20 protein-coding genes, 1 tRNA gene and 1 pseudogene are annotated in these 22,028 nt (G+C 54.9%); 10 read left to right on the top strand and 12 right to left on the bottom strand.

Annotated features, from left to right (window positions below):
* Positions 1 to 407: 407 nt before the first annotated feature.
* From efeB to efeU, 3 genes are all read right to left on the bottom strand, one after another.
* Positions 408 to 1,679, bottom strand: coding sequence for an iron uptake transporter deferrochelatase/peroxidase subunit (efeB, locus tag HMPREF2954_RS07120; protein ID WP_045074896.1), 1,272 nt, complete (start codon positions 1,677 to 1,679; stop codon positions 408 to 410).
* Between the two features lie 233 nt (positions 1,680 to 1,912).
* Positions 1,913 to 3,085: an iron uptake system protein EfeO gene (gene efeO, locus HMPREF2954_RS07115; protein WP_045074899.1), complete on the bottom strand. Its 1,173-nt coding sequence runs from the start codon at positions 3,083 to 3,085 to the stop codon at positions 1,913 to 1,915.
* Between the two features lie 74 nt (positions 3,086 to 3,159).
* Positions 3,160 to 3,996, bottom strand: coding sequence for an iron uptake transporter permease EfeU (gene efeU, locus HMPREF2954_RS07110; protein WP_070689066.1), 837 nt, complete (start codon positions 3,994 to 3,996; stop codon positions 3,160 to 3,162).
* 497 nt (positions 3,997 to 4,493) lie between these two features.
* On the opposite strand from efeU, the gene mltA reads away from it, so the two are divergent.
* Entirely contained in the window at positions 4,494 to 5,816 is a 1,323-nt protein-coding gene (gene mltA, locus HMPREF2954_RS07105) for a murein transglycosylase A (RefSeq protein ID WP_070689065.1), read from the top strand.
* Positions 5,817 to 6,230: 414 nt separating this feature from the next.
* Here the strand turns inward: mltA and HMPREF2954_RS07100 are convergent, their stop codons facing one another.
* Together HMPREF2954_RS07100 and HMPREF2954_RS07095 are read right to left on the bottom strand one after the other, a co-directional pair.
* A complete protein-coding gene (locus HMPREF2954_RS07100; protein WP_045074902.1) occupies positions 6,231 to 6,695 on the bottom strand; it encodes a CYTH domain-containing protein in 465 nt (154 codons plus the stop codon).
* Between the two features lie 54 nt (positions 6,696 to 6,749).
* A complete protein-coding gene (locus HMPREF2954_RS07095) occupies positions 6,750 to 7,175 on the bottom strand; it encodes a CopD family protein (RefSeq protein WP_045074904.1) in 426 nt (141 codons plus the stop codon).
* Positions 7,176 to 7,396: 221 nt separating this feature from the next.
* Between HMPREF2954_RS07095 and HMPREF2954_RS07090 the strand changes: the two genes are divergently transcribed.
* On the top strand, positions 7,397 to 7,672 hold the full coding sequence (locus tag HMPREF2954_RS07090; RefSeq protein WP_003762327.1) for a hypothetical protein: 276 nt from the start codon (positions 7,397 to 7,399) through the stop codon (positions 7,670 to 7,672).
* 264 nt (positions 7,673 to 7,936) lie between these two features.
* Here HMPREF2954_RS07090 and HMPREF2954_RS07085 read toward each other — a convergent pair.
* The 5 genes from HMPREF2954_RS07085 to HMPREF2954_RS07065 all read right to left on the bottom strand — a co-directional run bounded on the left by HMPREF2954_RS07085 (position 7,937) and on the right by HMPREF2954_RS07065 (position 10,536).
* A tRNA-Met gene (locus HMPREF2954_RS07085) sits at positions 7,937 to 8,013 on the bottom strand.
* 136 nt (positions 8,014 to 8,149) lie between these two features.
* Positions 8,150 to 8,620: a 23S rRNA (pseudouridine(1915)-N(3))-methyltransferase RlmH gene (gene rlmH, locus HMPREF2954_RS07080; RefSeq protein ID WP_009312525.1), complete on the bottom strand. Its 471-nt coding sequence runs from the start codon at positions 8,618 to 8,620 to the stop codon at positions 8,150 to 8,152.
* Between the two features lie 198 nt (positions 8,621 to 8,818).
* Complete coding sequence (gene rsfS / locus HMPREF2954_RS07075; RefSeq protein ID WP_039410466.1) at positions 8,819 to 9,205, bottom strand: ribosome silencing factor; 387 nt, start codon at positions 9,203 to 9,205, stop codon at positions 8,819 to 8,821.
* A gap of 67 nt (positions 9,206 to 9,272) precedes the next feature.
* A complete protein-coding gene (nadD, locus tag HMPREF2954_RS07070) occupies positions 9,273 to 9,884 on the bottom strand; it encodes a nicotinate-nucleotide adenylyltransferase (protein WP_045074909.1) in 612 nt (203 codons plus the stop codon).
* A gap of 55 nt (positions 9,885 to 9,939) precedes the next feature.
* Positions 9,940 to 10,536, bottom strand: a complete 597-nt coding sequence (locus HMPREF2954_RS07065; protein WP_045074911.1) for a beta-class carbonic anhydrase — start codon at positions 10,534 to 10,536, stop codon at positions 9,940 to 9,942.
* A gap of 155 nt (positions 10,537 to 10,691) precedes the next feature.
* Here HMPREF2954_RS07065 and HMPREF2954_RS07060 point away from each other — a divergent pair, with 155 nt between their 5' ends.
* The 6 genes from HMPREF2954_RS07060 to HMPREF2954_RS13245 all read left to right on the top strand — a co-directional run bounded on the left by HMPREF2954_RS07060 (position 10,692) and on the right by HMPREF2954_RS13245 (position 17,359).
* Positions 10,692 to 11,570: an NUDIX hydrolase gene (locus tag HMPREF2954_RS07060; RefSeq protein WP_045074914.1), complete on the top strand. Its 879-nt coding sequence runs from the start codon at positions 10,692 to 10,694 to the stop codon at positions 11,568 to 11,570.
* Between the two features lie 81 nt (positions 11,571 to 11,651).
* Entirely contained in the window at positions 11,652 to 12,590 is a 939-nt protein-coding gene (locus tag HMPREF2954_RS07055) for an ABC transporter ATP-binding protein (RefSeq protein ID WP_045074916.1), read from the top strand.
* Positions 12,591 to 14,279: 1,689 nt separating this feature from the next.
* Positions 14,280 to 15,779, top strand: a complete 1,500-nt coding sequence (locus HMPREF2954_RS07050; protein ID WP_045074919.1) for a DNA recombination protein RmuC — start codon at positions 14,280 to 14,282, stop codon at positions 15,777 to 15,779.
* Positions 15,780 to 15,961: 182 nt separating this feature from the next.
* On the top strand, positions 15,962 to 16,207 hold the full coding sequence (locus HMPREF2954_RS07045; protein WP_045074921.1) for a hypothetical protein: 246 nt from the start codon (positions 15,962 to 15,964) through the stop codon (positions 16,205 to 16,207).
* A gap of 118 nt (positions 16,208 to 16,325) precedes the next feature.
* A complete protein-coding gene (locus tag HMPREF2954_RS07040; protein WP_003768500.1) occupies positions 16,326 to 17,162 on the top strand; it encodes a GNAT family N-acetyltransferase in 837 nt (278 codons plus the stop codon).
* 68 nt (positions 17,163 to 17,230) lie between these two features.
* Complete coding sequence (locus tag HMPREF2954_RS13245; RefSeq protein WP_267894569.1) at positions 17,231 to 17,359, top strand: hypothetical protein; 129 nt, start codon at positions 17,231 to 17,233, stop codon at positions 17,357 to 17,359.
* A 133-nt stretch (positions 17,360 to 17,492) separates the two neighbouring features.
* On the opposite strand, the pseudogene HMPREF2954_RS12995 reads toward HMPREF2954_RS13245, so the two are convergent.
* Positions 17,493 to 17,606, bottom strand: a pseudogene (locus HMPREF2954_RS12995) (IS5/IS1182 family transposase); the annotation flags it as partial.
* A 136-nt stretch (positions 17,607 to 17,742) separates the two neighbouring features.
* On the opposite strand from HMPREF2954_RS12995, the gene HMPREF2954_RS07030 reads away from it, so the two are divergent.
* Both HMPREF2954_RS07030 and HMPREF2954_RS07025 read left to right on the top strand, forming a co-directional pair.
* A complete protein-coding gene (locus HMPREF2954_RS07030; RefSeq protein ID WP_045074925.1) occupies positions 17,743 to 19,596 on the top strand; it encodes an ABC transporter ATP-binding protein in 1,854 nt (617 codons plus the stop codon).
* A 301-nt stretch (positions 19,597 to 19,897) separates the two neighbouring features.
* A complete protein-coding gene (locus tag HMPREF2954_RS07025) occupies positions 19,898 to 21,196 on the top strand; it encodes a M16 family metallopeptidase (protein WP_045074927.1) in 1,299 nt (432 codons plus the stop codon).
* 260 nt (positions 21,197 to 21,456) lie between these two features.
* Here HMPREF2954_RS07025 and HMPREF2954_RS07020 read toward each other — a convergent pair.
* Positions 21,457 to 22,028 (bottom strand): IS3 family transposase (locus HMPREF2954_RS07020; protein ID WP_141755650.1); only part of this gene is annotated, 572 nt, incomplete at its 5' end.

The following is a 22,028-nucleotide window of genomic DNA, read 5'->3' as shown; positions in this document are numbered from 1 at the left end:
CCCGTCTGGCGGGGGAAGGTTAGGATGGGGGTGGTTTTGTGTGTTTAGGTAAAATCAAATTCGTGCAAGCCGTAGAACCTACCTTCTCCCGCCAGACGGGAGAGCCAGCCGCCCGTAGCATGGGTTCTACCCACGGAATGAAAAGAGAGGATTAGATTCGGATGTTCGGATGGAAGGTCGTGGGCGAAGCCCACGCTACGGGTTAGCTTATTCTGAATTTGTGCCCATTTGACGGAAAGGTCGTCTGAAAACCGGAATACTTGGTTTTCAGACGACCTTTTTCAGGGAGAGTTTTACGGATAAGACCTCTGCGCCGTCAGAATGAACAGGGATAATTGGATTCGGATGTTCGGTGAAAGGTCGTGGGCAAAGTCCACGCTACGGGTTGGTTTATCCTAAATCTGTGTTCACGCGCTGAGCAGGCTTTGGGCGAGGAAGCCGCCTTTTTCTACACCGGGGAGGATGAAGAAATAGCCGCCGCCGAAGGGGCTGATGTATTCTTCCAGCGGTTCGCCGTTGAGCAGGTTTTGGACGAAGATGAAGCCGTCGGCGAGGTTGGCTTGGTAGCAGATGAACACCAAGCCGACGTCGAGCTGGCCGTTGGCGGCGAGGCCGCGGGAGTAGTTGAAGGCGCGGCGGTAGAGCAGGTGTTTTTTCATGAACTCGGGGTCGCGCGGGTTGGCGAGCCTCATGTGGCTGTCTTTGGGGGTGGTTTTGCCGTCGGGGTCTTTGGCGAAGTCGGCGGTGTCGCTCTCTTTTTTGCCGTCCATGGGGGCACCGCTGTATTTGCGGCGGCCGAAGATTTCGGTTTGTTCCTGCAAGGGTGTCCTGTCCCAGAATTCGACGAAGTGGCGGATGAGGCGGACGGCTTGGTAGCTGCCGTTTTTCGCCCAGGCGGGTTCGTCTTGGCTGTTGGCGGCGATGCCTGTCCAGAGGACTTGGTCGGCAATTTTGGGATCGGATACGTCGGGATTGCCGGAGCCGTCGCGGAAGCCTAAGAGGTTGCGGGCGGCGATGGCGCCGGGTTCGGCTTTGGGCAGCCAGCCGTCTATGCTCCAGCGGATGACGGCGGTTTGGGCGGTGTTTTTGATGATGTCGCGCAGGGCGGCTTGGCAGGTTTCGGGGGTGAAGGCGCAGATTTGGAGGCTGAGGTCGCCGTCGCACCATGATTTTTGGAGGCGGTCGTTGGGGAAGTCGCGCATTTCTTGGAGATGACGGGGTTTTTTGTCTTTGAGTCCGAAGCGGTCGTCAAAGAGGCTGCTGCCGACGCCGACGGTGATGGTGAGGCCGTCGGGGCGGAATGTTTTGCCGAGCAGGCCGCTGCCTGCGGGGGGGAGTTTTTCGTCGCCATCTTGGTACTCGCCGCCTTGGGTGAGGAATTCGATGCGGGCGGTGAGGGTGCGGAAGAGGTTTTCGAGTTGTTTGGGGTCTTTGGCGGTTACGTCGAAGGCGCACATGATGCCGAAGAGCTGGTGCGGGGTGGTAATGCCGGCTTGGTGCGTGCCGTAGCAGGGGTAGGCTTGCGGGGAGTGTTCGTTGTGGCGGGTCTCGGCGGCGGTTTCGCCTTGTTGTTTGCCGGCGAACCAGCCTGCCGCGCCGGCTGCGCCTGCGGCAAGGACGGTTTTGAACAGGGTGCGTTTGGTCGGTTGGGCGGGTTGTGGGTTGTTGTCTTGGCTCATGGTTTGTCCTGAATGTAGCTCGGATTCTTGAATCCGACGTTTGGCATGACGGCAAGGTGTGTCGCGGTTTGTGCTTTGTCGGATACAAGTATCCGACTTACGGGGCTTTATTCGGGTTTTCGCGGGCAAAGCCCACGCTACGACAGTTCCCTTTCGTGGGAGAGGGCATCAGCGATAAGTTTTCAGACGACCCCTTGAATGGCAAAAGGTCGTCTGAAACGGGCGGGTCAAGTTTATTTGAGACCCAGTGTGCCGCGCAGTTGGCTCAGGTCTTCGGCAAGGGCGTTAATCGGTGCCTGAAGGGTTTTGCGGTCTTCGTCGCTGAGTTTGTCGTAGGTTTCAAAGCCGTCTTTGGTTTTGTATTTGGCGAGGATGTCGGTGACTTGTTTGAAGTTGGCATCAACTTTCTCGAGCAGGGCTTTGTTTTTCTCGGCAATCATCGGACGGAAGAGTTCGACGATTTTTTGCGCGCCTTCGATGTTGGCTTGGAAGTCGCTCAAGTCGGTGTGGCTGTAACGGTCTTCTTCGCCGCTGATTTTGCTGCCGGCAACTTCTTCAATCAACACTGCCGCGCCGCCGACGACTTTGTTCGGCGGGAAGGAGAGGGCGTCGATTTCTTTTTGCAGGGATTCAACGTCTTTGAAGAGTTTGTCGGCAATGTCTTTCACGCCGGATACGTCTTTTTTGACCCACAGGGCGTGTTCGATGCGGTGGAAGCCGGTGAAGGCCGCGTCTTCGGTTTTATCTTTGAAGTCGTCTTCTCGCGCGTCGATAGCGGGGTCGAGTTCGTTGAAGAGTTCGGCAATCGGCTCGATGCGTTCGTAGTGGGTGCGGGCGTCGGCAAACTGGGATTTGGCTTTTTCGATGTCGCCCGCTTTGACGGCGTCGGTGAAGGCTTTGGTTTTGGCAACCAGCTCTTTGGCTTCGCCTTGGACGTAAACTTTATAGTCGGCAAGCGGTTTGGCAAGTTTTTCCAAATCGGCTTCGTTGCCGGTGTCTTTAAAGCCGCTGTCGGTTACCACCAGCTTGCCGCGCGGGTTGGTCAAGAGGCCGCAGGTCATTTCGTATTCGCCCGGCAGCAGGGTAACGGTCATTTTGTCGGAAAGTCCGGGGGCGATGTTTTCGCGTTCGTCAACCACCATCACGCCTTTGAGGATTTCCCATTCGAGCTTGCGGCCACTGTTGTTTTTGATGTTGAACACGACTTGTCCGCTCGGTACGGTCAGTTCCATCGGTTCGCAGGCGGTGTCGTTCACGCCGACGTTGACGGCGCCGCCGGCATTCGCGCTTGATGCACCCGATGCACCTGACGCGGCAGGCGCAGATTTTTCCGCTTCGGGCGGCTGACACGCGGTCAGACCCAAAGCCAGCATCACGGATAAAGCAGTTATATTGAGTTTTTTCATTTCAAACCTCTTTGGCATGTTGATAAGAATGAGATACGGAATTTTTAAGCGTCACTAGGGGCTGTCGACAGTCCCTAATGGCTTTCAGACGACCTCTGCACCGTGGCGGGCCTGCTGCCGTGCAGAAACCAAATCATGACCGGAACCAAATACAGCAGCCACGCCAGCACCTCGCCCTGCGTCGGGTGGTCGGTATAGCCGAAGAAGCCGCCGAGCAGCACGCCCAGCGGGCTGTCTTCATGCAGGTATTTGGAAGAATCAAACACCACCTCTTGCAGGTGGTTCCACACGCCCGCCTCATGCAGCGCGCGCAGCGAACCGGCCACCAAACCGGCGGCCACCACAATCAAAAATGCGCCCGTCCAGCGGAAAAACTTCGCCAGATTCAGACGCATACCGCCCTGATAAATCAGCGCGCCGATGACCACTGCGGCCAGCAGTCCCAATACCGCGCCGACGGGCATAGACCAAGTCGGACTCTGCTGAAACACCGCCAAGAGGAAAAACACACTCTCCAGCCCCTCGCGCGCCACAGCCAGAAAAGCCATGCCGACCAAAGCCCAACCTTGGCCGTTGCCTCGGTTTAAGGCCGTCTGAACCGAATCCTGAAGCTGCCGCTTCATCGAACGGGCGGCTTTTTTCATCCATAAAATCATATAAGTCAGCATCGCCACCGCCACCAAACCGATAACGCCGACCACAAATTCCTGCTCCTTCTGCGGAATCTCGCCCGTTACCGAATGGATGCCGTATCCGATGCCCAAACACATCAGCGCAGCCAAAGCCACGCCCAGCCACACCTTAGGCATCAGCCGCGAATGTCCCGACTGTTTCAAAAAACCGGCGACGATGCCCACAATCAAAGCCGCCTCGATGCCCTCGCGCAACATAATCAGAAAAGCAATCAACATATATAAAACAAACCTTAAAACTAAATATCCAAAACTAAACCATTTATTCTTTTACCCAAGCCGTTTCACCCGCCGCCTTATCTATTCTATTCGGCTGCAATAAATCCTCTCCAAGAAAATTCAGACGACCTTATGCCTAAATATTTATAAACCGATAATTAAACAAATGCAAATAATTTTTATTTTTAAGTAATAAACACAGTTACGAATGTTAACAAGGAAATGACGAAAGTATCGGACAAACGTACTTTTCCAGCCCGTCTCCCAACAGCCGATACGGCAGTCAAAATATATTCCCGCCCTTAAACAATATCCGCCACAACATACAAAGTCGTCTGAAAACCCGCCCCATCCGCTTTAAGACGACCTCACGCCTTGAGCCGAAGCAGGCGGAAAAACTGTGTTAGAATCCCAAGCTCTTGAATAAACGAACCAATATCCCGTCTGCAAACCACGTTCCCATCCACCCGATTTCAGACGACCTTTAAGACAGCATTATGAAAAAACACCTATACCGCATCACACTCCTCACCATCGCCGCAGCCGTCCTCTCCGCCTGCCCGAGCAAACGCATCAAAAACCTTCCCGAAGTCGACACCACCACCGTCAAAGGCCCGGACCGCCCCACCGGCACGCCCGACCCCGCCGGCACCACCGTCAGCGGCGGCGGCGCGACCTACACCGTCGTGTCCCACCAAGAACTGCCGCACTGGAGCACCCAACACTTCGTCAAAAGCCTCCAATCCTTCCGCTTAGGCTGCGAGAAACTCAAAAACCGCGCAGGCTGGCAAGATGTCTGCGCCCAAGCCATGCAGACACCCCTCCACCATTTCCAAGCCAAACATTTCTTCGAACGCTATTTCACCCCTTGGCAGGTCAGCAACAACGGCAACCCCGCAGGTACCATCACCGGCTACTACGAACCCGTCCTGCTCGGCGATGACAAAGCCACAGGCAAAGCCCGTTTCCCCATCTACGGTATCCCCAACGACTTCGTTTCCGTCCCACTGTCCGCCAATTTGAGAGGCAGCAAAGCCACCGTCCGCATCCGCCAAACCGGTGCCAACAGCGGCGTCATCGACAACAGCGGCACACACACCGCCGACCTGTCCCAATTCCCCATTACCGCCCGCAGCACCGCCCTCAAAGGCAGATTTGAAGGCAGCCGCTTCGTTCCTTATTACACCCGCAACCAAATCAACGGCGGCGCGCTCAACGGCAAAGCCCCCATCCTCGGTTACGCAGAAGACCCCGTCGAACTCTTCTTCATGCACATCCAAGGTTCAGGTCGTCTGAAAACCCCGTCCGGCAAATACATACGCGTCGGATTCGCCGACAAAAACGAACACCCCTACATCTCCATCGGACGCTACATGGCGGACAAAGGCTACCTCCCCCTCGCACAAACCAGCATGCAGGGCATCAAAGCCTACATGAAGCAAAACCCCGGCCGCCTCGCCGAAGTCTTGGGACAAAACCCCAGCTACGTCTTCTTCCGCGAACTGACCGGCAGCAGCGAAGCCGGCCCGGTCGGCGCATTGGGCACACCGCTCTTGGGTGAATACGCAGGCGCCATCGACCGCCACTACATCACCTTAGGCGCGCCGCTGTTTGTCGCCACCGCCCATCCGACCACCAAAAAAGCCCTCAACCGCCTCATCATGGCGCAAGACACAGGCAGCGCCATCAAAGGCGCCGTCCGCGTGGACTACTTCTGGGGCTACGGCGACGAAGCAGGCGAAGTTGCCGGTAAAATGAAAACCACAGGCTACGTCTGGCAACTCCTGCCCAACGGCATGAAACCCGGCTATCAGCCTTAACATCGGCTAAAAAGTCAAAAGGTCGTCTGAAAACTGGTTTTCAGACGACCTTTTGCTTCTTAAACAAGCCGATATAGCGGATTAAATTAAGCCAGCCGTAGCGCGGGTTTTGCCCGCGAATCCGCCAATCTAATCCCGAACCGGACACTCTTCCAAACCGTTTTCCGTGAGCAAAGCCCACGCTACAACCTAAAAATCACAAAGGTTGTCTGAAAATGTGCCTTCAGACGACCTTTTGATTCCAAAACAAGCCGATATAGCAAATTAAATTAAGCCAACCGTAGCGTGGGCTTCGCCCGCGAATCTGCCGATCAAATCCCGAACCGGACAATCGTCCAAGCCGTTTTCCGCGGGCAAAGCCCACGCTACAATCTGCTACCTGTATCGGCGGCGTACCGTTATTCCCCAACCCGCCTACCAAGTCGAATAAGGATGCTTGCTCAAATACGCATTGGTAAATTTTCCTTCCGACGTAATCTCCGCGCCCAGCCAGTCCGGTTTTTCAAACGGTGCATCTTCCGCAGGCAGCTCGACCTCCGCCACCACCAAAGGTGCGTTGTCGCCGAAATACTCGTCGATTTCAAACACAAAGCCCTTAAATTCCACCCGATAGCGGTGTTTTTCCATCTTAAACGGACACATCGTCTCCATCATCTGCCGCGCGTGCGCCAAAGGAATTTCGTATTCAAACTCGCTGCGGCTGACATCCGAAATATAGCCTTTCAAAGTCAGCCAAGCCTTGTCGTCAATAATGCGCACGCGGATGGTGCGCTCTTTTTCCACGCTCAAATAGCCCTGCCGCAACACCTGCGGCGCAGAGGCTTCGCGCTTCCAGTCATCGTTTTTCAACAGGAAGCGGCGTTCGATTTCAATAGTCATCTGTTTGATTCCAATATAAAAGAAGGTCGTCTGAAAACAGGTTTTGCACACACCTTAAAACGGCTTGAACACCACCATATACAAAGCCACGACCATCATCAATACAGGCACTTCGTTAAACACCCTGTACCACTTGTGCGAATGCGTATTGCGTTTTTCCTCAAAGCCGCGAAGCAGCGCGCCGCAATAAAATTGATAAGCCAAAAGCAGCAGGCCCATCAACAGCTTCACATGCAGCCAGCCCTGCCCCCACCAGCCCGTCACAAACGGAATCACAATGCCGCACACCAGTGTCCCGAACCCCAACGGCGACATAAACTTATACAGCCGCCGCGCCATCGCCGAGAGCCGCTCATATTCCACCGGCTGCTCCGCCGCTTCGATCTGCGCCAGATTCACAAAAATCCGCGGCAGGTAAAACAGTCCGGCGAACCACGAAATCACAAAAAACACATGCAAGAGCTTAAACCACAAATACATTTTCAGACGACCTCACGCTCGAAAACGCGTATTTTACCCGCCAAACCGCAGCGGCTGTTTTCTTTATGTCAACGACTGTCTGTTTTATGCCCGAAAAATGGTAAATCACATCATAATTCCAGACTGTTTATATGCAATAAGATTAGATTTTGTTAGAATGCATATGTAATTAAACTAATATACCCACTCCCCGCGGGAAAAACACAAAACGGAAAGAAAACATGATTAAGCAATTTGAAATCAGCACCAGCGTTCAAAAACAACTCGGCGACTACCTTGCCGCCAACCAGACCGACCTCAAAACCGCCATGGCGGACGAAACCCGCAACGGCGAAGTCGCCGCCATCATCCATGCCGGCCTGCCCATGATGGTGCGCAAAATCTATTCTCTGGAAAAAATGAAAAACTTCTTCTGGACGAAAAAAGAACTGATGGTCGAATTCGTCGCCATGCGCCTTGCCGCCGCCGAAAAGAAAAACGCCAAGAAAAAACGTTAAGCCGTTGCGGAATATTGAGAAAAAAGATTGAAGGTCGTCTGAAAGTTTTCAGACGACCTTTTACAATACGGCATAGCCGGCCCGTTTACATCGATACCGCTTATTTGTCGGCGCGCCATTTCCGCCCCACCTGCGCGAGGACAGAGAATGTATCAAAAATAAACGAACCGGTCATAACGCCTTCCCGCAGCAACCAACCTGTTTGCCGTTTTACCGAAATGGCGGGCAACAAAAAACCCTCGGAAAACCGAGGGTTTTTAAAATTGGTTGCGGGAGCAGGATTCGAACCTACGACCTTCGGGTTATGAGCCCGACGAGCTACCATGCTGCTCCATCCCGCGTCAGGAGCTAAAACTATACTTTCATTCCGGGAAGGTGTCAAGGATTTTCTTGATTAAATTGTTTGTAACAAAAAATTCCTATAACTTCAAGTAATTACTTTTAAGCCGAAAAGCCTGCCTATGGGTACGGCTTTTGTCATTCGCGGTGGTAGGGATGGTTATGGAGGATGGAGACGGCGCGGTAGAGCTGTTCGGTCAGCAGGACGCGCACCATACCGTGCGGGAGGGTGAGGCTGGAGAGACGCATCATCATGCGGGCTTGTTGTTTGAGGCGGTCGGTCATGCCGTCGGCGCCGCCGATGACGAAGCAGACGTGTTCGCCGTTTTGCTGCCAGCTTTTGAGGTGTTCCGCCAGCTCGACGGAGGTCGGAGCTTTGCCGCGTTCGTCGAGGACGATGAGGAATGCGCCTTGGGGGATGGCTTCGAGGATGCGTTTTTCTTCCGCCGCCATGCCTTGTGCGGCGTTGACGCCTGCGCCGCGTTTTTCGGGTTTGATTTCTTTGAGGGTGTAGGCGACGTCGCGTCCGAAGCGTTTGGCGTATTCGCCGACGGCTTCGTCCACCCAGCGGGGCATTTTGGTGCCGACGGCGAGGACGGTGATGTTCATGGGTTTCCTTGGTCGGATGGGGTCGTCTGAAAGGTTTCAGACGACCTTTTGGTTTGAATGATGTTGAAACGGGATTCTTGAATCCGATATTTTGGTTGTTCGGTCAAGGGGTCGTCTGAAAACTTCGGTTTGGGCAAAAAGGGGGTAGGGCATGCGCAATAAAGCCGTCTGTATGCACAGACGGCTTGGGGTGATGGCTTAGTCGGCGGCGTGCCAGGGTTTTTGCGCGCCGGCGTGGAAGCTGGGTTTTTCGCCGCCCCAGAGGGTGTCGATGTCGTAGAAGTCGCGGACGGCGGGCAGCATGACGTGGACGACGAGGTCGCCTGCGTCAACGAGCGTCCATTCGCCGCTGTCGCCTTCGGTGCTGAGGATTTCGAAACCGGCTTCTTTGAGGCTGACGGCGACGTTGTTGGCGAGGGCTTTGACTTGGCGGGTGCTGTCGCCGCTGGCGATGATCATGCGGGCGAACAGTGAGGTTTTTTCTTGGGTTTCGAGGACGGAGATGTCTTTGGCTTTGATGTCTTCGAGGGCTTCGACGGCGGTTTCGACCATTTTTTGCAGGTCTTGCAGTTCTTGTTCGTTCATTGTTTTCCTAATGGTGGGAATGAAATGGGGTTTGGACGGTATTATAACTTATCTGTATGAATTTACGCTATTTTCCGCTTTGGTACAGTTTGTGTTCGCGGATGTAGCGGGCGACTTGGGGCGGGAGGTCGTCTGAAAGTCTGCCGCTTTGGAGGGTTTGGCGGATTTGGGTGGAGGAGGTGTTGTGCAGGGGGGCGTTGAGGATGCGGACGCTGCCGTTTTGGAGGGCTTCGCCCAGCCAGGCGTGGAGTTCGCGCGGGGTTTGGTTGAGGTTGTCGCCTTGGCGCATGGCGACGGCGATGTGGGTTTGGCGCACGAGGGTCTGCCATTTTTTCCAAGTGTGCAGTTTCATGAGGCTGTCGCTGCCCATGAGCCACCAAAGTTGGGCGGCGGGGAATTGCTGGCGGAAGATTTGGACGGTGTCGAAGGTGTACGTTGCGCCGTCGCGGACGATGTCGCAGTCGCTGGCGGCGAAGCGGGGGTCGTCGGCGATAGCCAGTTCGGTCATGATGAGGCGGTCTTGGGCACAGGCGCGGGACGGGTCTTTGTGGTAGGGGTCGCCTGCGGGCAGGAAGACGACGGTGTCGAGTCCGATTTCGTCGGCGAAGGCGCGGGCGATGTGGAGGTGGCCGTTGTGGATGGGGTCGAAGGTGCCGCCGAAAAGTCCGATGTTTTTCATGGGTGTCCTTGGGTGTGGTGTGCGCTCTGTTTGGGTTTCAGACGACCTGTCGGGTTTATGGGTTGTCAGGGTCGTCTGAAAGGCTTTTTGCCTCGGGACTGCCGTCAACAACCAGGGTAAGTTTGCCGGTGGTCGGGTGGATGACGAGTCCGTGGACGGCGATGTCGGCGGGCATAAGCGGGTGGTTGCGGATAACTTTGACGGTGTGGCGGACGCTGTCTTCTACATTGTCGAAACCGGTCAGCCAGTTGTCGAGGTCTATGCCGGCGTTGCGCAGGGTTTCGATGCGGTCGTCGGGAATGTCGCCTTCGTGTACTTTTTCAAGGAAACCGGCGGCGTTCAGCCCCTTCATGCCGCAATCGTAGTGGGCAATGACCATGATTTCTTTGACTTTGAGTTCGAACACGGCGACCAAAAGGCTGCGCATGACGGAACCCCAAGGATGGGTAACGACCGCGCCGGCGTTTTTGATGAGCTTGGCGTCGCCGTTTTTCAGTCCGAGCGCGTCGGGCAGCAGTTCGATGATGCGCGCGTCCATGCAGGACAGGATGGCCAGTTCGCGGCCGGGATATTTGTCGGTGAAATATTTTTCGTATTCGCCCGATTCGACAAAATTTTGATTATAGGCGAGAATTTCGCTCAATTCGCTCATGGTGTTGGACCTCCGACAGAATGGGACGATTATAGCGGTTTTCAGGCGGTTTGGCTTTGCATTGTGTACCGTCCGGCTATGGATAGAGTTGATTGCAAATTGAAACAAAGCAGATACAATCCGCTTTATGTTTATGATTGGACTGAGGAACGGCCATGTCTTCGCACCCTTGTTTTTCCGAAACGATCGACCGCCGCACCCACGACGCGCTCTACGATTGGGCGCGGGCAAGTTACGGCGCGTCGGACGACTGGAACACGCTCTATCTGAACGGGCTGGCTTTGGGTCGTCTGAATCCGTTTTGGCGCGAACGGATCAAACAAGACTGGCAGGAAGGGCTTTCTGAAATTTCAGACGACCTCTGCCTGCAAACGGACAACTGGCTGGCGATGGGCGACAGTTTGCAGCACTTGGCGCACGAATGGAAAAGCCTCGGACTGCTGCACGGCTGGCGCAACGAAAAGTTTGACGTGTGCGACGACGCGGGCAAGGTTCTCTTTGCGTTGGAACGCGCCGCCTTCCGCCCGTTCGGACTCATGAGCCAAGCCGTCCACCTCAACGGACTGGTGCAAACCGACGGCGGCTGGCATTTTTGGATAGGCCGCCGCAGCCCGCACAAAGCCGTCGATCCCGACAAACTCGACAACCTCGTCGGCGGCGGCATTGCCAGCGGCGAAACCCCGTTTGAAGCCGCCTGCCGCGAAAGCGAAGAAGAAGCCGGACTGATGCCGCCCGCCCTCGACACCCTCCGAGCCACCGCCCGAATCCACAGTCTGCGCCCCGTCTCGCGCGGCATCCACAACGAAATCCTGCACATCTTCGACATTATCCTGCCCGAATCCGTCCGCCCCGAAAACCAAGACGGCGAAGTCGCAGGGTTTGAATTGATGAACGTTTCGCAACTCATCGAAACCATGTTGTCCCAAGCCATGATGCACGATGCCCAGCTCGTTACCCTCGAAGCCCTCAAACGCTACGGCGCGCTCGACAGGCAGCATCCGCTAAGCCTTTGGCTGGAAAGCCTTTGCCACTGAACGCAAAAAATAAAACAGTACAAAACCATTAACGTCCCGCCGTTTCCCTTTCCCGATTCCCGAAAAGGTCGTCTGAAACCCATGCTCCGACTTACCGACATCTGCAAACGCTTCGACAGCAAAACCGTCGCCGACCGCATCAGCCTGACCGTGTCCGCAGGCGAAACCCTTGCCGTCCTCGGACGCTCCGGCTGCGGCAAATCCACCCTGCTCAAAATCATTGCAGGCATCGTCAAACCCGACAGCGGAGAAGTCTGGCTGGACGGGCAGGACATCACCGCCGTCCCGCCCGAAAAACGCAACGTCTCGCTGATGTTCCAAGACTACGCCCTGTTTCCGCACCTGACCGCCCAAGAAAACGTCGGCTTCGGACTCAAAATGCGCCGCCTGCCCAAAGCCGAAATCGAAGCACAAACCATGCAGGCGCTGCGCGACATCGGTTTGGAAAACGAAGCCCGCCGCAAACCCGGCAGCCTCTCCGGCGGCGAACAGCAACGCCTCGCCCTCGCCCGCGCCCTGATTATCAAACCGTCCCTGCTCCTCTTGGACGAAGCCTTCTCCAGCCTCGACACCCACCTGCGCCACAACCTCTACCGCCTGACCGACGAGAGCATCCGCCGTCAAAACATCCCCGCCGTCCTCGTGACCCATTCCCCCGAAGAAGCCGCCGCGCTGGCAGACCATATCGCCCTCATGCACGAAGGACGCATCCTCCAATACGGCACGCCCGCCGAACTCTTCCGCCGCCCGGCCGACGCCCAAGCCGCCCGCCTGCTCGGGCTGCCCAACACCGACGATGCGCGCCACATCCCGACACACGCCATCCGTCCCGACCCGCAAGGCACACCCTGCCGCATCCTGTCCCTCACTCCCTTGCCAGACAGCCTGCGCCTGACTTTCGCCCACCCCGAATACGGCGAACTGACCACCCTGCTGCCCGCCGGACAGCTACCCGCCGGCGATACCGTGCCGATACATATCGATAAAGGACAAATCGTCTGGTTTGAACCGTCGCGATGATGTTTTGTGTCCCGCCGTCGTTTGAACTGTCGGGCAAATCAAAAAAGGTCGTCTGAAAAGTTTCAGACGACCTTTGCTTTGACTTCCGACAGCTTGGGGAGTTAAAACAGCCAGAGCTTATTTTTTAATCGCGGTACGCATATTGTCGGCGATGTGGGTCGCGCCGGCGGTCAGACCGGACATACCGATCAGCGATGCGGCGGCGAGTTTGATCAATTCTTTCATTTTGAGTCTCTTTCTTGTGTTTGTGTTGCGGATATTATAGTGGATTAACTTTAAACCGGTACGGCGTTGCCTCGCTTTAGCTCAAAGAGAACGATTCTCTAAGGTGCTGAAGCACCAAGTGAATCGGTTGCCGTACTATCTGTACTGTCTGCGGCTTCGTCGCCTTGTCCTGATTTTTGTTAATCCAATATATCGTCGGGTCGGCTGATTATTTGCCGGCTTCGGCGATGTTTTTGGCGGCGGTCATCGCGCTGGCGGTCAGACCGGACATGCCAATCAGGGAGGCGGCTGCCAATTTGATTAAGTTTTTCATGGTCATCTCTCTTTCTTTTGTTCCCGCCGCCGAACTTGGCGGTCTGCGGTTCTTGCTTGTGCCGGCATCTGATGCCGGAATCGGTTGAAAGCCGAAAGCCGCTCCGCCGCGGGCGGGAAGGTTGTTTGTGGGGGTTTGGGAAGCGTTTAAAATATTTCGTTTGTTTTCAAATTATTTTTTTGCAGCGGTTTCGATATTGCGGGCAACCATAGAGGCTGAAGCGGTAACACCGGCCATACCGATTAAAGAGGCTGCGGCCAAGGTCAATAAATTTTTCATTTCGGATAATCCTTTTACATATTAATCAAATGTTATTTAACAACATCTGTATTCGTCGTCGGCGTGTCTGCCATATCGACAGGTGTCATGATACCGCCTTAATTGATAAATTATACAGTTTTTTTGTAAAGAAAATAGCGGTATTAATGCTTTAATGTAATTATTTTGATAAATTATTTTTATTTTTGAAAATGACACCGATGTCTTGAAGAATGACACCGATGTCTTAGTTACAATCCGATTACAAATTGTTTATTTTAGAATAGATGCTCTCGGATTTTTTGTTGCCAAATTACATCATTTTAGAAAATTTTTAAATTTTCCTTTTATTTTTCAATTAGATAAAAAACAACACTTTTCTGCTTGGATTTTGGGTTTTTAGCCTCAGACTATAATCGCCATTGCCATTTTTTAAATGATCTATCCATTTTTGGCAAAAACAGGTCGTCTGAAACCAAAATCCCTGCCCGACAAACCGGAATCCGCTGTTTTCTTGTGAAATTGCTCATCAAATCTCTCATCCGGCGCTGCGGCTTATTTCGCTTTGCCCAAAGAGGGCGGTTTTCCAAGCTGTCGGCGGTCAAAGCTCTGTTTGGGCGCAGCGAAACGTGTAAAGCTTGTTTTTAGGTTTTCAGACGACCTATCTATCTTTATAGGTTGGCGGGGTCGTCTGAAAAGGCTTTCTGTTTTGACGCTGCCGTTCATACCCCCATCAAATTGATTCGCTACCACTGCTGCACCCTGCGTTCTGCAACCCGCTGCCCGGCATCGGTTTATCAGCCATTCCGCCCTATCCTACTCAAGCGCGCAGCGAGCTTGTCCTACAAACATGCTATATTGCCGTTTTTGCTTTTTCCGTTTTCAGACGACCTATGAATGTCCCGCTCCTCCTAACCGCCGCGCTCGCCTTTTTATCCGGCGCGCTCATCACTTGGCTGCTCGCCCGCAACAAGGCGCAGACGCAGCAGTTTGCCCTGATGCAATCGCTTACCGAGTGCCGCCAGCATCTTGAATTTGCCGAACAAAATCAGGCGCAAACCGCATCCGAGCTTGCCGACGCGCGCTATCATGTCCAAGATTTGCAGGGCGAGTTGCAGGAATTGGGCAACCGCTTTGCCGCCGCCGAACGCCAAATCGGCTACCTTCAAGAGCGCGAACAGGAAGCAGGTCGTCTGAAACAAGATTACGCCGAGCTTCAGGAAAACGCGCACAACCTGCACGTCCGCAACGAACGCCTCCACATCCAGCTCGAACAGGAACGCCTTGCCGCCGACGAAAAGCTCAAGCTCCTTGCCGAAGCCCGCCAAAGCTTGGGCGACCAGTTCCAAAACCTCGCCAACACCATTTTGGAAGAGAAAAGCCGCCGCTTCACCGAGCAAAACCGCGACCATCTCAGCCAACTGCTCACCCCGCTCAACGAACGCATCCACGGCTTCAGCGAGCTGGTTCAGCAAACCTATGAAAAAGAAGCGCGCGAACGGCTGACCCTCGAAAACGAACTCAAACGCCTGCAAACCCTCAACACCCAACTGCACAGCGACGCCAAAGCCCTCACCGACGCGCTCACCGGCACGCAAAACAAAACCCAAGGCAACTGGGGCGAGATGATTTTGGAAAGCGTTTTGGAACATTCCGGCCTGCAAAAAGGACGCGAATACACCGTCCAAGCCGCCGCCGTCCGCCAAGAAGAAGACGGCGCGCGCCGCCTCCAGCCCGACGTCCTCGTCAACCTGCCCGAAGGCAAACAAATCGTCATCGACTCCAAAGTCTCGCTGACCGCCTACGTCCGCTATACCCAAGCCGCCGACGCCGAAACTGCCGAGCGCGAACTCGCCGCCCACGTCGCCAGCATCCGCGCCCACATCCGCAGCCTGTCGCAAAAAGACTATACCGACCTCGAAGGCGTGCGCACGCTGGACTTCGTGTTTATGTTCATCCCCGTCGAACCCGCCTACCTGCTCGCCCTGCAACACGATGCCGCCCTGTTCCAAGAATGTTTCGACAAGCGCATCATGCCGGTCGGCCCGAGTACGCTGCTCGCCACCCTGCGCACCGTCGCCCACATCTGGCGCAACGAACAGCAAAACCAAAACGCCCTCGCCATCGCGGCAGAAGGCGGCAGGCTTTACGACAAATTCACCGGCTTCATCCAAACGCTCGAAAGCGTCGGCAAGAACATCGACCAAGCGCAAAGCCAGTTCCAACAAGCCTACAAACAGCTCTCGCAAGGACGCGGCAACCTCATCAGCCGCGCCGAAAAACTGCGCGCGCTGGGCGTCAAAACCACCAAACGCCTGCAACGCGATTTGGTGGAAAACGCCCAAGAATCCTCCTTACAGGATAAAGGTTTGTTGGAAGGGGAAGAAGATTGACGGTTTCTTCGTCGTCGGGTTTCAGACGACGTATCAAAGACAAAAAGGACGCATGATGCGTCCTTTTTATTTTTAACTGATTCGCTTTGCTTTTAAACGACACCAGCCGTCAACCGCCTTTCCCGCCCACGCCTGTGCGGGGCAGGAATGAGAGCCGATAATTAAGTAATTAAGCAGTATCAATGCAAGCAGGTTGGCGAAACGGAGAAAACAACGCTGCGGCAAACAGGTCGTCTGAAAAAGGTTCGGACAAGCTCTGCTTTATTTATTTCAGCGAAACCGGCTTCTTTCAGTTTCAGACGACCTCAAAAGCGGCTTACATCCGCCCGACTGCCACGAAGCTCGGACTGTGCGGTATAATCATGAACATTCTTATAGTGAAATCAATCAAAAACGGACACAAAGCATTTATCCCGCCCACTATCTGACCGTACATTCAAACAGGAATGACCCGCGCCGTTCTTTCCGCAAAAAGGAACGGCGGCAATTTGAATATCCTGTTTTCATGTGTCCGCCCGAATTTCAAACTCTACACAGGAAACCGCCATGTTAGTCTGCAACCCTTACGAAGTCGTGATTCACGGCACAACCAACAAAGGCAAGATTTTCCGTCCCAGCGACTGGGCAGAACGCCTGTGCGGCATATTGTCCTCATTCACCAAAGACAACCGGCTGTCCTACTCCAACTGGGTGCGCCCCATGTTGGTGGACAACGTCCGCTGCGTCGCCGTCGATAAGAAACTCGAAGAAGACAATCCGCAGATGTTCCGTTTCCTGATGGATTTTGCCGCCGACAACGACTTGCGCATCATCGACTGCAAAGAGCTTTTGAAAGAACAGGAAGCCAAAGCGCAAGGAGAACCTGCCGAACGCGTCCCGCTGGCACAAGCCATCGAAGAAAAACACGCCGCCGAAAAAGCGCCGGTCCAAGCCGCCGCTGCCGACTACGTTTTGCGCGAAATCCCGCCCGAAGACACATCCACCGCCTTCGCCGCCCTCAGCGTCCTGCGTTCTTCATTGACCGACATCAGCAAATTCACCGAACAAATCAACACCGTCCAACGCCCCGCCGGCTACCGCCTCTTGGGTATTTTCGAAGAAGGCAAACATAACGCCGTCGCCGTCTGCGGCTTCCGCGAATCCTGCAACCTCGCCAGCGGCCGCCATATCCACATCGACGACATCGTTACCCTGCCGCAAAGCCGCCGCAAAGGCTACGCCTCCCGCCTGTTGGCAGAAGTCCGCAAAATCGGCGCGGAAACGGGCGTGACTAAAATCCACCTCAACGTCCACGTCAATCACGACCGCGTCGATGCACACCGCCTGTATTTCAAAAACGGCTTCGAAATCTGCGCCTACCATTTCCGCTGCGATCCTAAATAACCCAAAAGGTCGTCTGAAAACCCAATATGGTTTCAGACGACCTCTTTCCCTCCCGAGAAAGGAACCCCATGAAAACCGTCCTCAGCCTCACTGCCCTCTTCTTCCTTGCCGCCTGTACTTCTGCAACGGGAACGGGCGGCAGCTCGCAAGTCTATGGCGAAATCAAAACCGGCATCGAAAGCAGCCATACCCGATAACAGCCATAATAGTGAACCCGCGATAACTCAAAGGTCGTCTGAAAACATCATTCGGATTTTCAGACGACCTTTGTCTCGGCAAAACCCAAATCAGATTGGCAAACCCGCTCTCGGCAAAACATCTGCCGAATTATAGTGGATTAACTTTAAACCAGTACGGCGTTGCCTCGCCTTGCCGTACTATCTGTACTGTCTGCGGCTTCGTCGCCTTGTCCTGATTTAAAGTTAATCCACTATATCGTTCCCGCTTCTCCTTCGCGGTGTCTTCCCGCCGTTTTTTCCCGTAAAATAATGCCTTTAACTCCCGATACTTGTTTTCAGACGACCTGTCCCCACCGTAGAGGTCGTCTGAAATCCATTCTCTCTCAATTAAACCCAATACAATGATTCAAAAAATATTCTCATGGTTCGAATCCCGAATCGACCCCTATCCCGAAGCCGCCCCGAAAACGCCTGAAAAAGGGCTGTGGCGTTTTATCTGGAGCAACATCGAAGGCTTGCGCAAATGGATTGCCGTTTTGGCGGTGTTTACCGCCGGCATCGGCATCATGGAAGCGCTGCTGTTTCAATTTATGGGCAAAGTCGTGGACTGGCTCAGCAAATACACGCCCGCCACCCTGTTTGCCGAAAAAGGCTGGGCATTGACGGCGATGGCGGCGATGATGGTGTTTTTCGCCCTCTGGACCTTCCTCGCGTCCAACGTGCGCCTGCAAACCCTGCAAGGCGTGTTCCCCATGCGCCTGCGCTGGAATTTCCACCGCCTGATGCTGGGGCAGAGCCTCGGTTTCTATCAGGACGAATTTGCCGGCCGCGTGTCCGCCAAAGTCATGCAGACCGCGCTGGCGTTGCGCGACGTGGTGATGACGGTTGCCGACATGGTCGTTTATGTGCTGGTGTATTTCATCACCTCCGGCGTGATTTTGGTCGCGCTCGACGGCTGGCTGCTGCTGCCCTTTATCGGCTGGATGATTGGCTTCGCCCTGATTATGCGCTTTCTGATTCCCAAGCTCGGCAAAACCGCTTCGCGTCAGGCGGATGCGCGTTCGCTGATGACCGGCCGCATTACTGACGCCTATTCCAACATCACCACCGTCAAACTCTTCTCCCACGGCGCGCGCGAGGCGGCCTACGCCAAGCAGTCGATGGAAGAATTTATGGTTACGGTACACGCCCAAATGCGTTTGGCGACGCTCCTGCACACTTGCAGCTTCATCGTCAACAGCTCGCTAACCGCCGGCACGACCGCGTTGGGTATCTGGCTTTGGTATCACGGACAAGTCGGTGTCGGCGCGGTTGCCACCGCCACCGCTATGGCGTTGCGCGTCAACGGCCTGTCGCAATACATCATGTGGGAATCCGCCCGCTTGTTTGAAAACATCGGCACCGTCAACGACGGCATGGTAACCCTGTCCAAACCGCAAACCATCCTCGACAAGCCGAACGCCCTGCCGCTGAAAGTGTCGCAAGGCGAAATCAAGTTCGAACACGTCGATTTCTCCTACGAAGCCGGCAAACCGCTGCTCAACGGCTTCAACCTCACCATCCGCCCGGGCGAAAAAGTCGGCTTGATCGGGCGCAGCGGCGCGGGCAAATCCACCATCGTCAACCTGCTTTTGCGCTTCTACGAACCGCAAAGCGGCACGATTTCGATTGACGGGCAAAACGTCGACAGCGTAACCCAAGAAAGCCTGCGCGCCCAAATCGGTTTGGTGACGCAAGACACCTCGCTGCTGCACCGTTCCGTGCGCGACAACATCGTTTACGGCCGCCCCGACGCCACCGACGCCGAAATGATTTCCGCCGCCGAACGCGCCGAAGCCGCCGACTTCATCCCCAACCTTTCCGACGCCAAAGGCCGGCGCGGCTATGACGCGCACGTCGGCGAACGCGGCGTGAAACTCTCCGGCGGTCAGCGCCAGCGCATCGCCATCGCCCGCGTCATGCTCAAAGACGCGCCGATTCTGCTGCTCGACGAAGCCACCAGCGCGCTCGACTCCGAAGTCGAAGCCGCCATCCAAGAAAGCCTCGATAAAATGATGGACGGCAAAACCGTCATCGCCATCGCCCACCGCCTCTCCACCATCGCCGCGATGGACAGGCTCATCGTCTTGGACAAAGGCCGCATCATCGAAGAAGGCAGCCACGCCGAACTCCTCGAAAAACAAGGCCTCTACGCCAAACTCTGGGCGCACCAGAGCGGCGGTTTCTTGAGCGAACACGTCGAATGGGAGCATTAAAAACCGCCTGATAAAGCGGGCAAATAAAAGGTCGTCTGAAAATCCGGTTTTGAGTTTCAGACGACCCCAATCTAAAATCAATTCGATAGGGCGCAAGATTGCGCCCTTCTTTTTTGGGTATAAATTACGAGTCTGACCGAAGGATGGAAAGGTCGTCTGAAACCGAAAATCAGGTTTCAGACGACCCTTAATTTTCGGCGGCCAGACAATCAAACCGCCGTAACCTTCCTGTCAAAGGGTGTTTCATTCCGCGTACTTGCACTATACTGCCCCTGAAGAATACCGTCCGAAAGGAAAAACAATGAAATACGCTCCTGCCTTCCTCGCCCTTATCCTGCCCCTGTCCGTACAGGCAGCGGTCAACATCCAACGCTGGACCACCCCGCAAGGCGTGCAGGTCCTCTTGGCCGAGCGGCATGAAAACCCGATTATCGATATGGCAGTCAGCTTCCGAGGCGCAGGCAACGCGTCCGATCCCGACGGCAAAAGCGAAACCGCCGCCTTCACCGCCGCCCTGTTGACTGGTGGCACAAAAGAAATGGACGAAGAAACCTTCAACGCCCAAACCAACGGATTGGCAGTTGAAATCGGCAGCGGTACGGACAACGAAACCGCCACCGCCACCCTGCGCAGCCTGAGCCGTCCGGACACACTCAAAAAAGCCGTTTCCCTGTTCAACGGCGCACTGGCTCGCCCGCGTTTCGACGAAGCTGTGTTCCGCCGCAACCAAACGCAAGCCGCCACCTTCCTGCAACAACAGGAAACCAAACCCGACTTCACCGCCGCCCGCACATTGGCGCGCCTCTCCTATCCCGACCACCCTTACGGCAAAGACGCATACACCACCGTACAAAGCATAAACAGCATCACGATTGACGACATCCGCGCGTTTTACCGCACCCGCTACGGCAAAAACAATGCCGTCGTCGCCATCGTCGGCGATATAGACCGCAAAGGCGCCGACCGCCTCGTGCAAGACGCATTGTCCGGACTGCCCGACCGTGCTGCCGCATCGGCCGACGTTCCGCCCGTCAAAAAACATCCTGCACAACGCCGCGACATCCCCTTCGCCGGCGAACAGGCACAAATCATGCTTGGAATGCCGCTGATTACCCGCAACGACCCCGATTACTACGCGCTTGTTGCCGGCAACTACGTCCTCGGCGGCGGCGGATTCGACAGCCGCCTGATGGAAGTTTTGCGCAATCAGAGGGGCGACACCTACGGCGTGTACAGCAACCTTACTCCGGAACGTCAGGCAGGCATGTTCACCATCGCTTATTCTTCGCGCAAACCCGCCGCCCGCGCCTCGCTTGCCGCCGCACAGGAAGTCATCAGGCAGTTCATCGCCGAAGGTCCGACCGAAGAAGAAATGGCTCAGGCAAAAGCCAACATCACGGGCAGCTTCCCCCTGCGTTTCGATTCCAACGCCAAACTGCTCGGTTACCTGAACCTCATCGGCGTCTATAACCTGCCCGACGACTACCTTGAAGCCTACCCCAAAGCCGTCGCCAAACTGACCGCCGCCGACGTCAAAGCCGCCTGGCAAAAACGCGTCCGCCCCGAAGACCTGAATATCGTCGTGGTCGGTGCGCAGTAAAGTTCAGGCTGAATAAACGCAAACGTCGTCTGAAAACCGGTTTTAGGTTTCAGACGACGTTTTTTATGCTCGAAACGGCTTTCTTCTTCCAAACGCTTGTTATAGCGGATTCAAACGACAAGTCCCCATGCCGGCATTTACCCGCGCAGTCGGGAGTCCAGAAGGTTGAAATAATGGTGATTTCTAAACATTCCCTCAAACGAAGGGGTCGGATTCCCGCTGAACTGCCCCCAAATCTTGGATACCCGATAAAAGCCTATTCAGGCACTCTGTGCAAGCTGGGTTCTGTATGCGACAGGACTCAGCTTTTTCAATTTCAAACTGCAACGCTCCCGGTTGTAGTAGTCTATATAATCGTCTATCTGTTTCATCAATCCGTCCACCGTCAATTCCTCTGCACGGTAGAAACACTCCGTCTTCAATACCGCAAAGAAGCTCTCCATCGGCGCATTGTCCCAACAGTTCGCCTTACGCGACATGCTTTGAACCATGGAATGTTGGGCAAGCAATTCCCTATATCCCGACGTACGGTACGGCACGCCTTGGTCGGAATGCAGCATCGTTCCTTCGCCGGTCAGACTGGGTACGGCTTTTTCAAGCATTTCCTTCACCATTTCGCTGTCGACTCTACGGCTCATGGCGTAGGCGACGATTTCCCGGTTGAACAGGTCCAATATCGGCGATAGGTACAGTTTGCCGTCCTTCCCTTTGAGTTCGGTAACGTCGGTCAGCCATTTTTCGTTGGGCTTTTTGGCTTTGAATAGGCGTTTTCGGCGATGAAGAGTTTTTTGCGGTGTCGGGTCATGGTTTTGGATTGGGGATGTTCGAGTGC

The organism is Neisseria sp. HMSC067H09, from assembly GCF_001814135.1.
Classification (GTDB): domain Bacteria; phylum Pseudomonadota; class Gammaproteobacteria; order Burkholderiales; family Neisseriaceae; genus Neisseria.
This window is presented reverse-complemented; position numbering and strand designations above follow the sequence as displayed.

Excerpts from the sequence above, each read along its gene's own strand:
- rlmH (WP_009312525.1), bottom strand. The coding sequence starts at position 8,620 with ATGAACATCACCGTCCTCGCCGTCGGCACCAAAATGCCCCGCTGGGTG.
- efeU (WP_070689066.1), bottom strand. The coding sequence starts at position 3,996 with ATGTTGATTGCTTTTCTGATTATGTTGCGCGAGGGCATCGAGGCGGCT.
- nadD (WP_045074909.1), bottom strand. The coding sequence starts at position 9,884 with ATGAAAAACATCGGACTTTTCGGCGGCACCTTCGACCCCATCCACAAC.
- efeB (WP_045074896.1), bottom strand. The coding sequence starts at position 1,679 with ATGAGCCAAGACAACAACCCACAACCCGCCCAACCGACCAAACGCACC.
- HMPREF2954_RS13245 (WP_267894569.1), top strand. The coding sequence starts at position 17,231 with ATGAAAACCGTCCTCAGCCTCACTGCCCTCTTCTTCCTTGCCGCCTGT.
- HMPREF2954_RS07040 (WP_003768500.1), top strand. The coding sequence starts at position 16,326 with ATGTTAGTCTGCAACCCTTACGAAGTCGTGATTCACGGCACAACCAAC.
- HMPREF2954_RS07030 (WP_045074925.1), top strand. The coding sequence starts at position 17,743 with ATGATTCAAAAAATATTCTCATGGTTCGAATCCCGAATCGACCCCTAT.
- rsfS (WP_039410466.1), bottom strand. The coding sequence starts at position 9,205 with ATGAACGAACAAGAACTGCAAGACCTGCAAAAAATGGTCGAAACCGCC.
- HMPREF2954_RS07050 (WP_045074919.1), top strand. The coding sequence starts at position 14,280 with ATGAATGTCCCGCTCCTCCTAACCGCCGCGCTCGCCTTTTTATCCGGC.
- HMPREF2954_RS07090 (WP_003762327.1), top strand. The coding sequence starts at position 7,397 with ATGATTAAGCAATTTGAAATCAGCACCAGCGTTCAAAAACAACTCGGC.
- HMPREF2954_RS07055 (WP_045074916.1), top strand. The coding sequence starts at position 11,652 with ATGCTCCGACTTACCGACATCTGCAAACGCTTCGACAGCAAAACCGTC.
- mltA (WP_070689065.1), top strand. The coding sequence starts at position 4,494 with ATGAAAAAACACCTATACCGCATCACACTCCTCACCATCGCCGCAGCC.
- HMPREF2954_RS07065 (WP_045074911.1), bottom strand. The coding sequence starts at position 10,536 with ATGAGCGAATTGAGCGAAATTCTCGCCTATAATCAAAATTTTGTCGAA.
- HMPREF2954_RS07100 (WP_045074902.1), bottom strand. The coding sequence starts at position 6,695 with ATGACTATTGAAATCGAACGCCGCTTCCTGTTGAAAAACGATGACTGG.
- efeO (WP_045074899.1), bottom strand. The coding sequence starts at position 3,085 with ATGAAAAAACTCAATATAACTGCTTTATCCGTGATGCTGGCTTTGGGT.
- HMPREF2954_RS07025 (WP_045074927.1), top strand. The coding sequence starts at position 19,898 with ATGAAATACGCTCCTGCCTTCCTCGCCCTTATCCTGCCCCTGTCCGTA.
- HMPREF2954_RS07060 (WP_045074914.1), top strand. The coding sequence starts at position 10,692 with ATGTCTTCGCACCCTTGTTTTTCCGAAACGATCGACCGCCGCACCCAC.
- HMPREF2954_RS07095 (WP_045074904.1), bottom strand. The coding sequence starts at position 7,175 with ATGTATTTGTGGTTTAAGCTCTTGCATGTGTTTTTTGTGATTTCGTGG.
- HMPREF2954_RS07045 (WP_045074921.1), top strand. The coding sequence starts at position 15,962 with ATGCAAGCAGGTTGGCGAAACGGAGAAAACAACGCTGCGGCAAACAGG.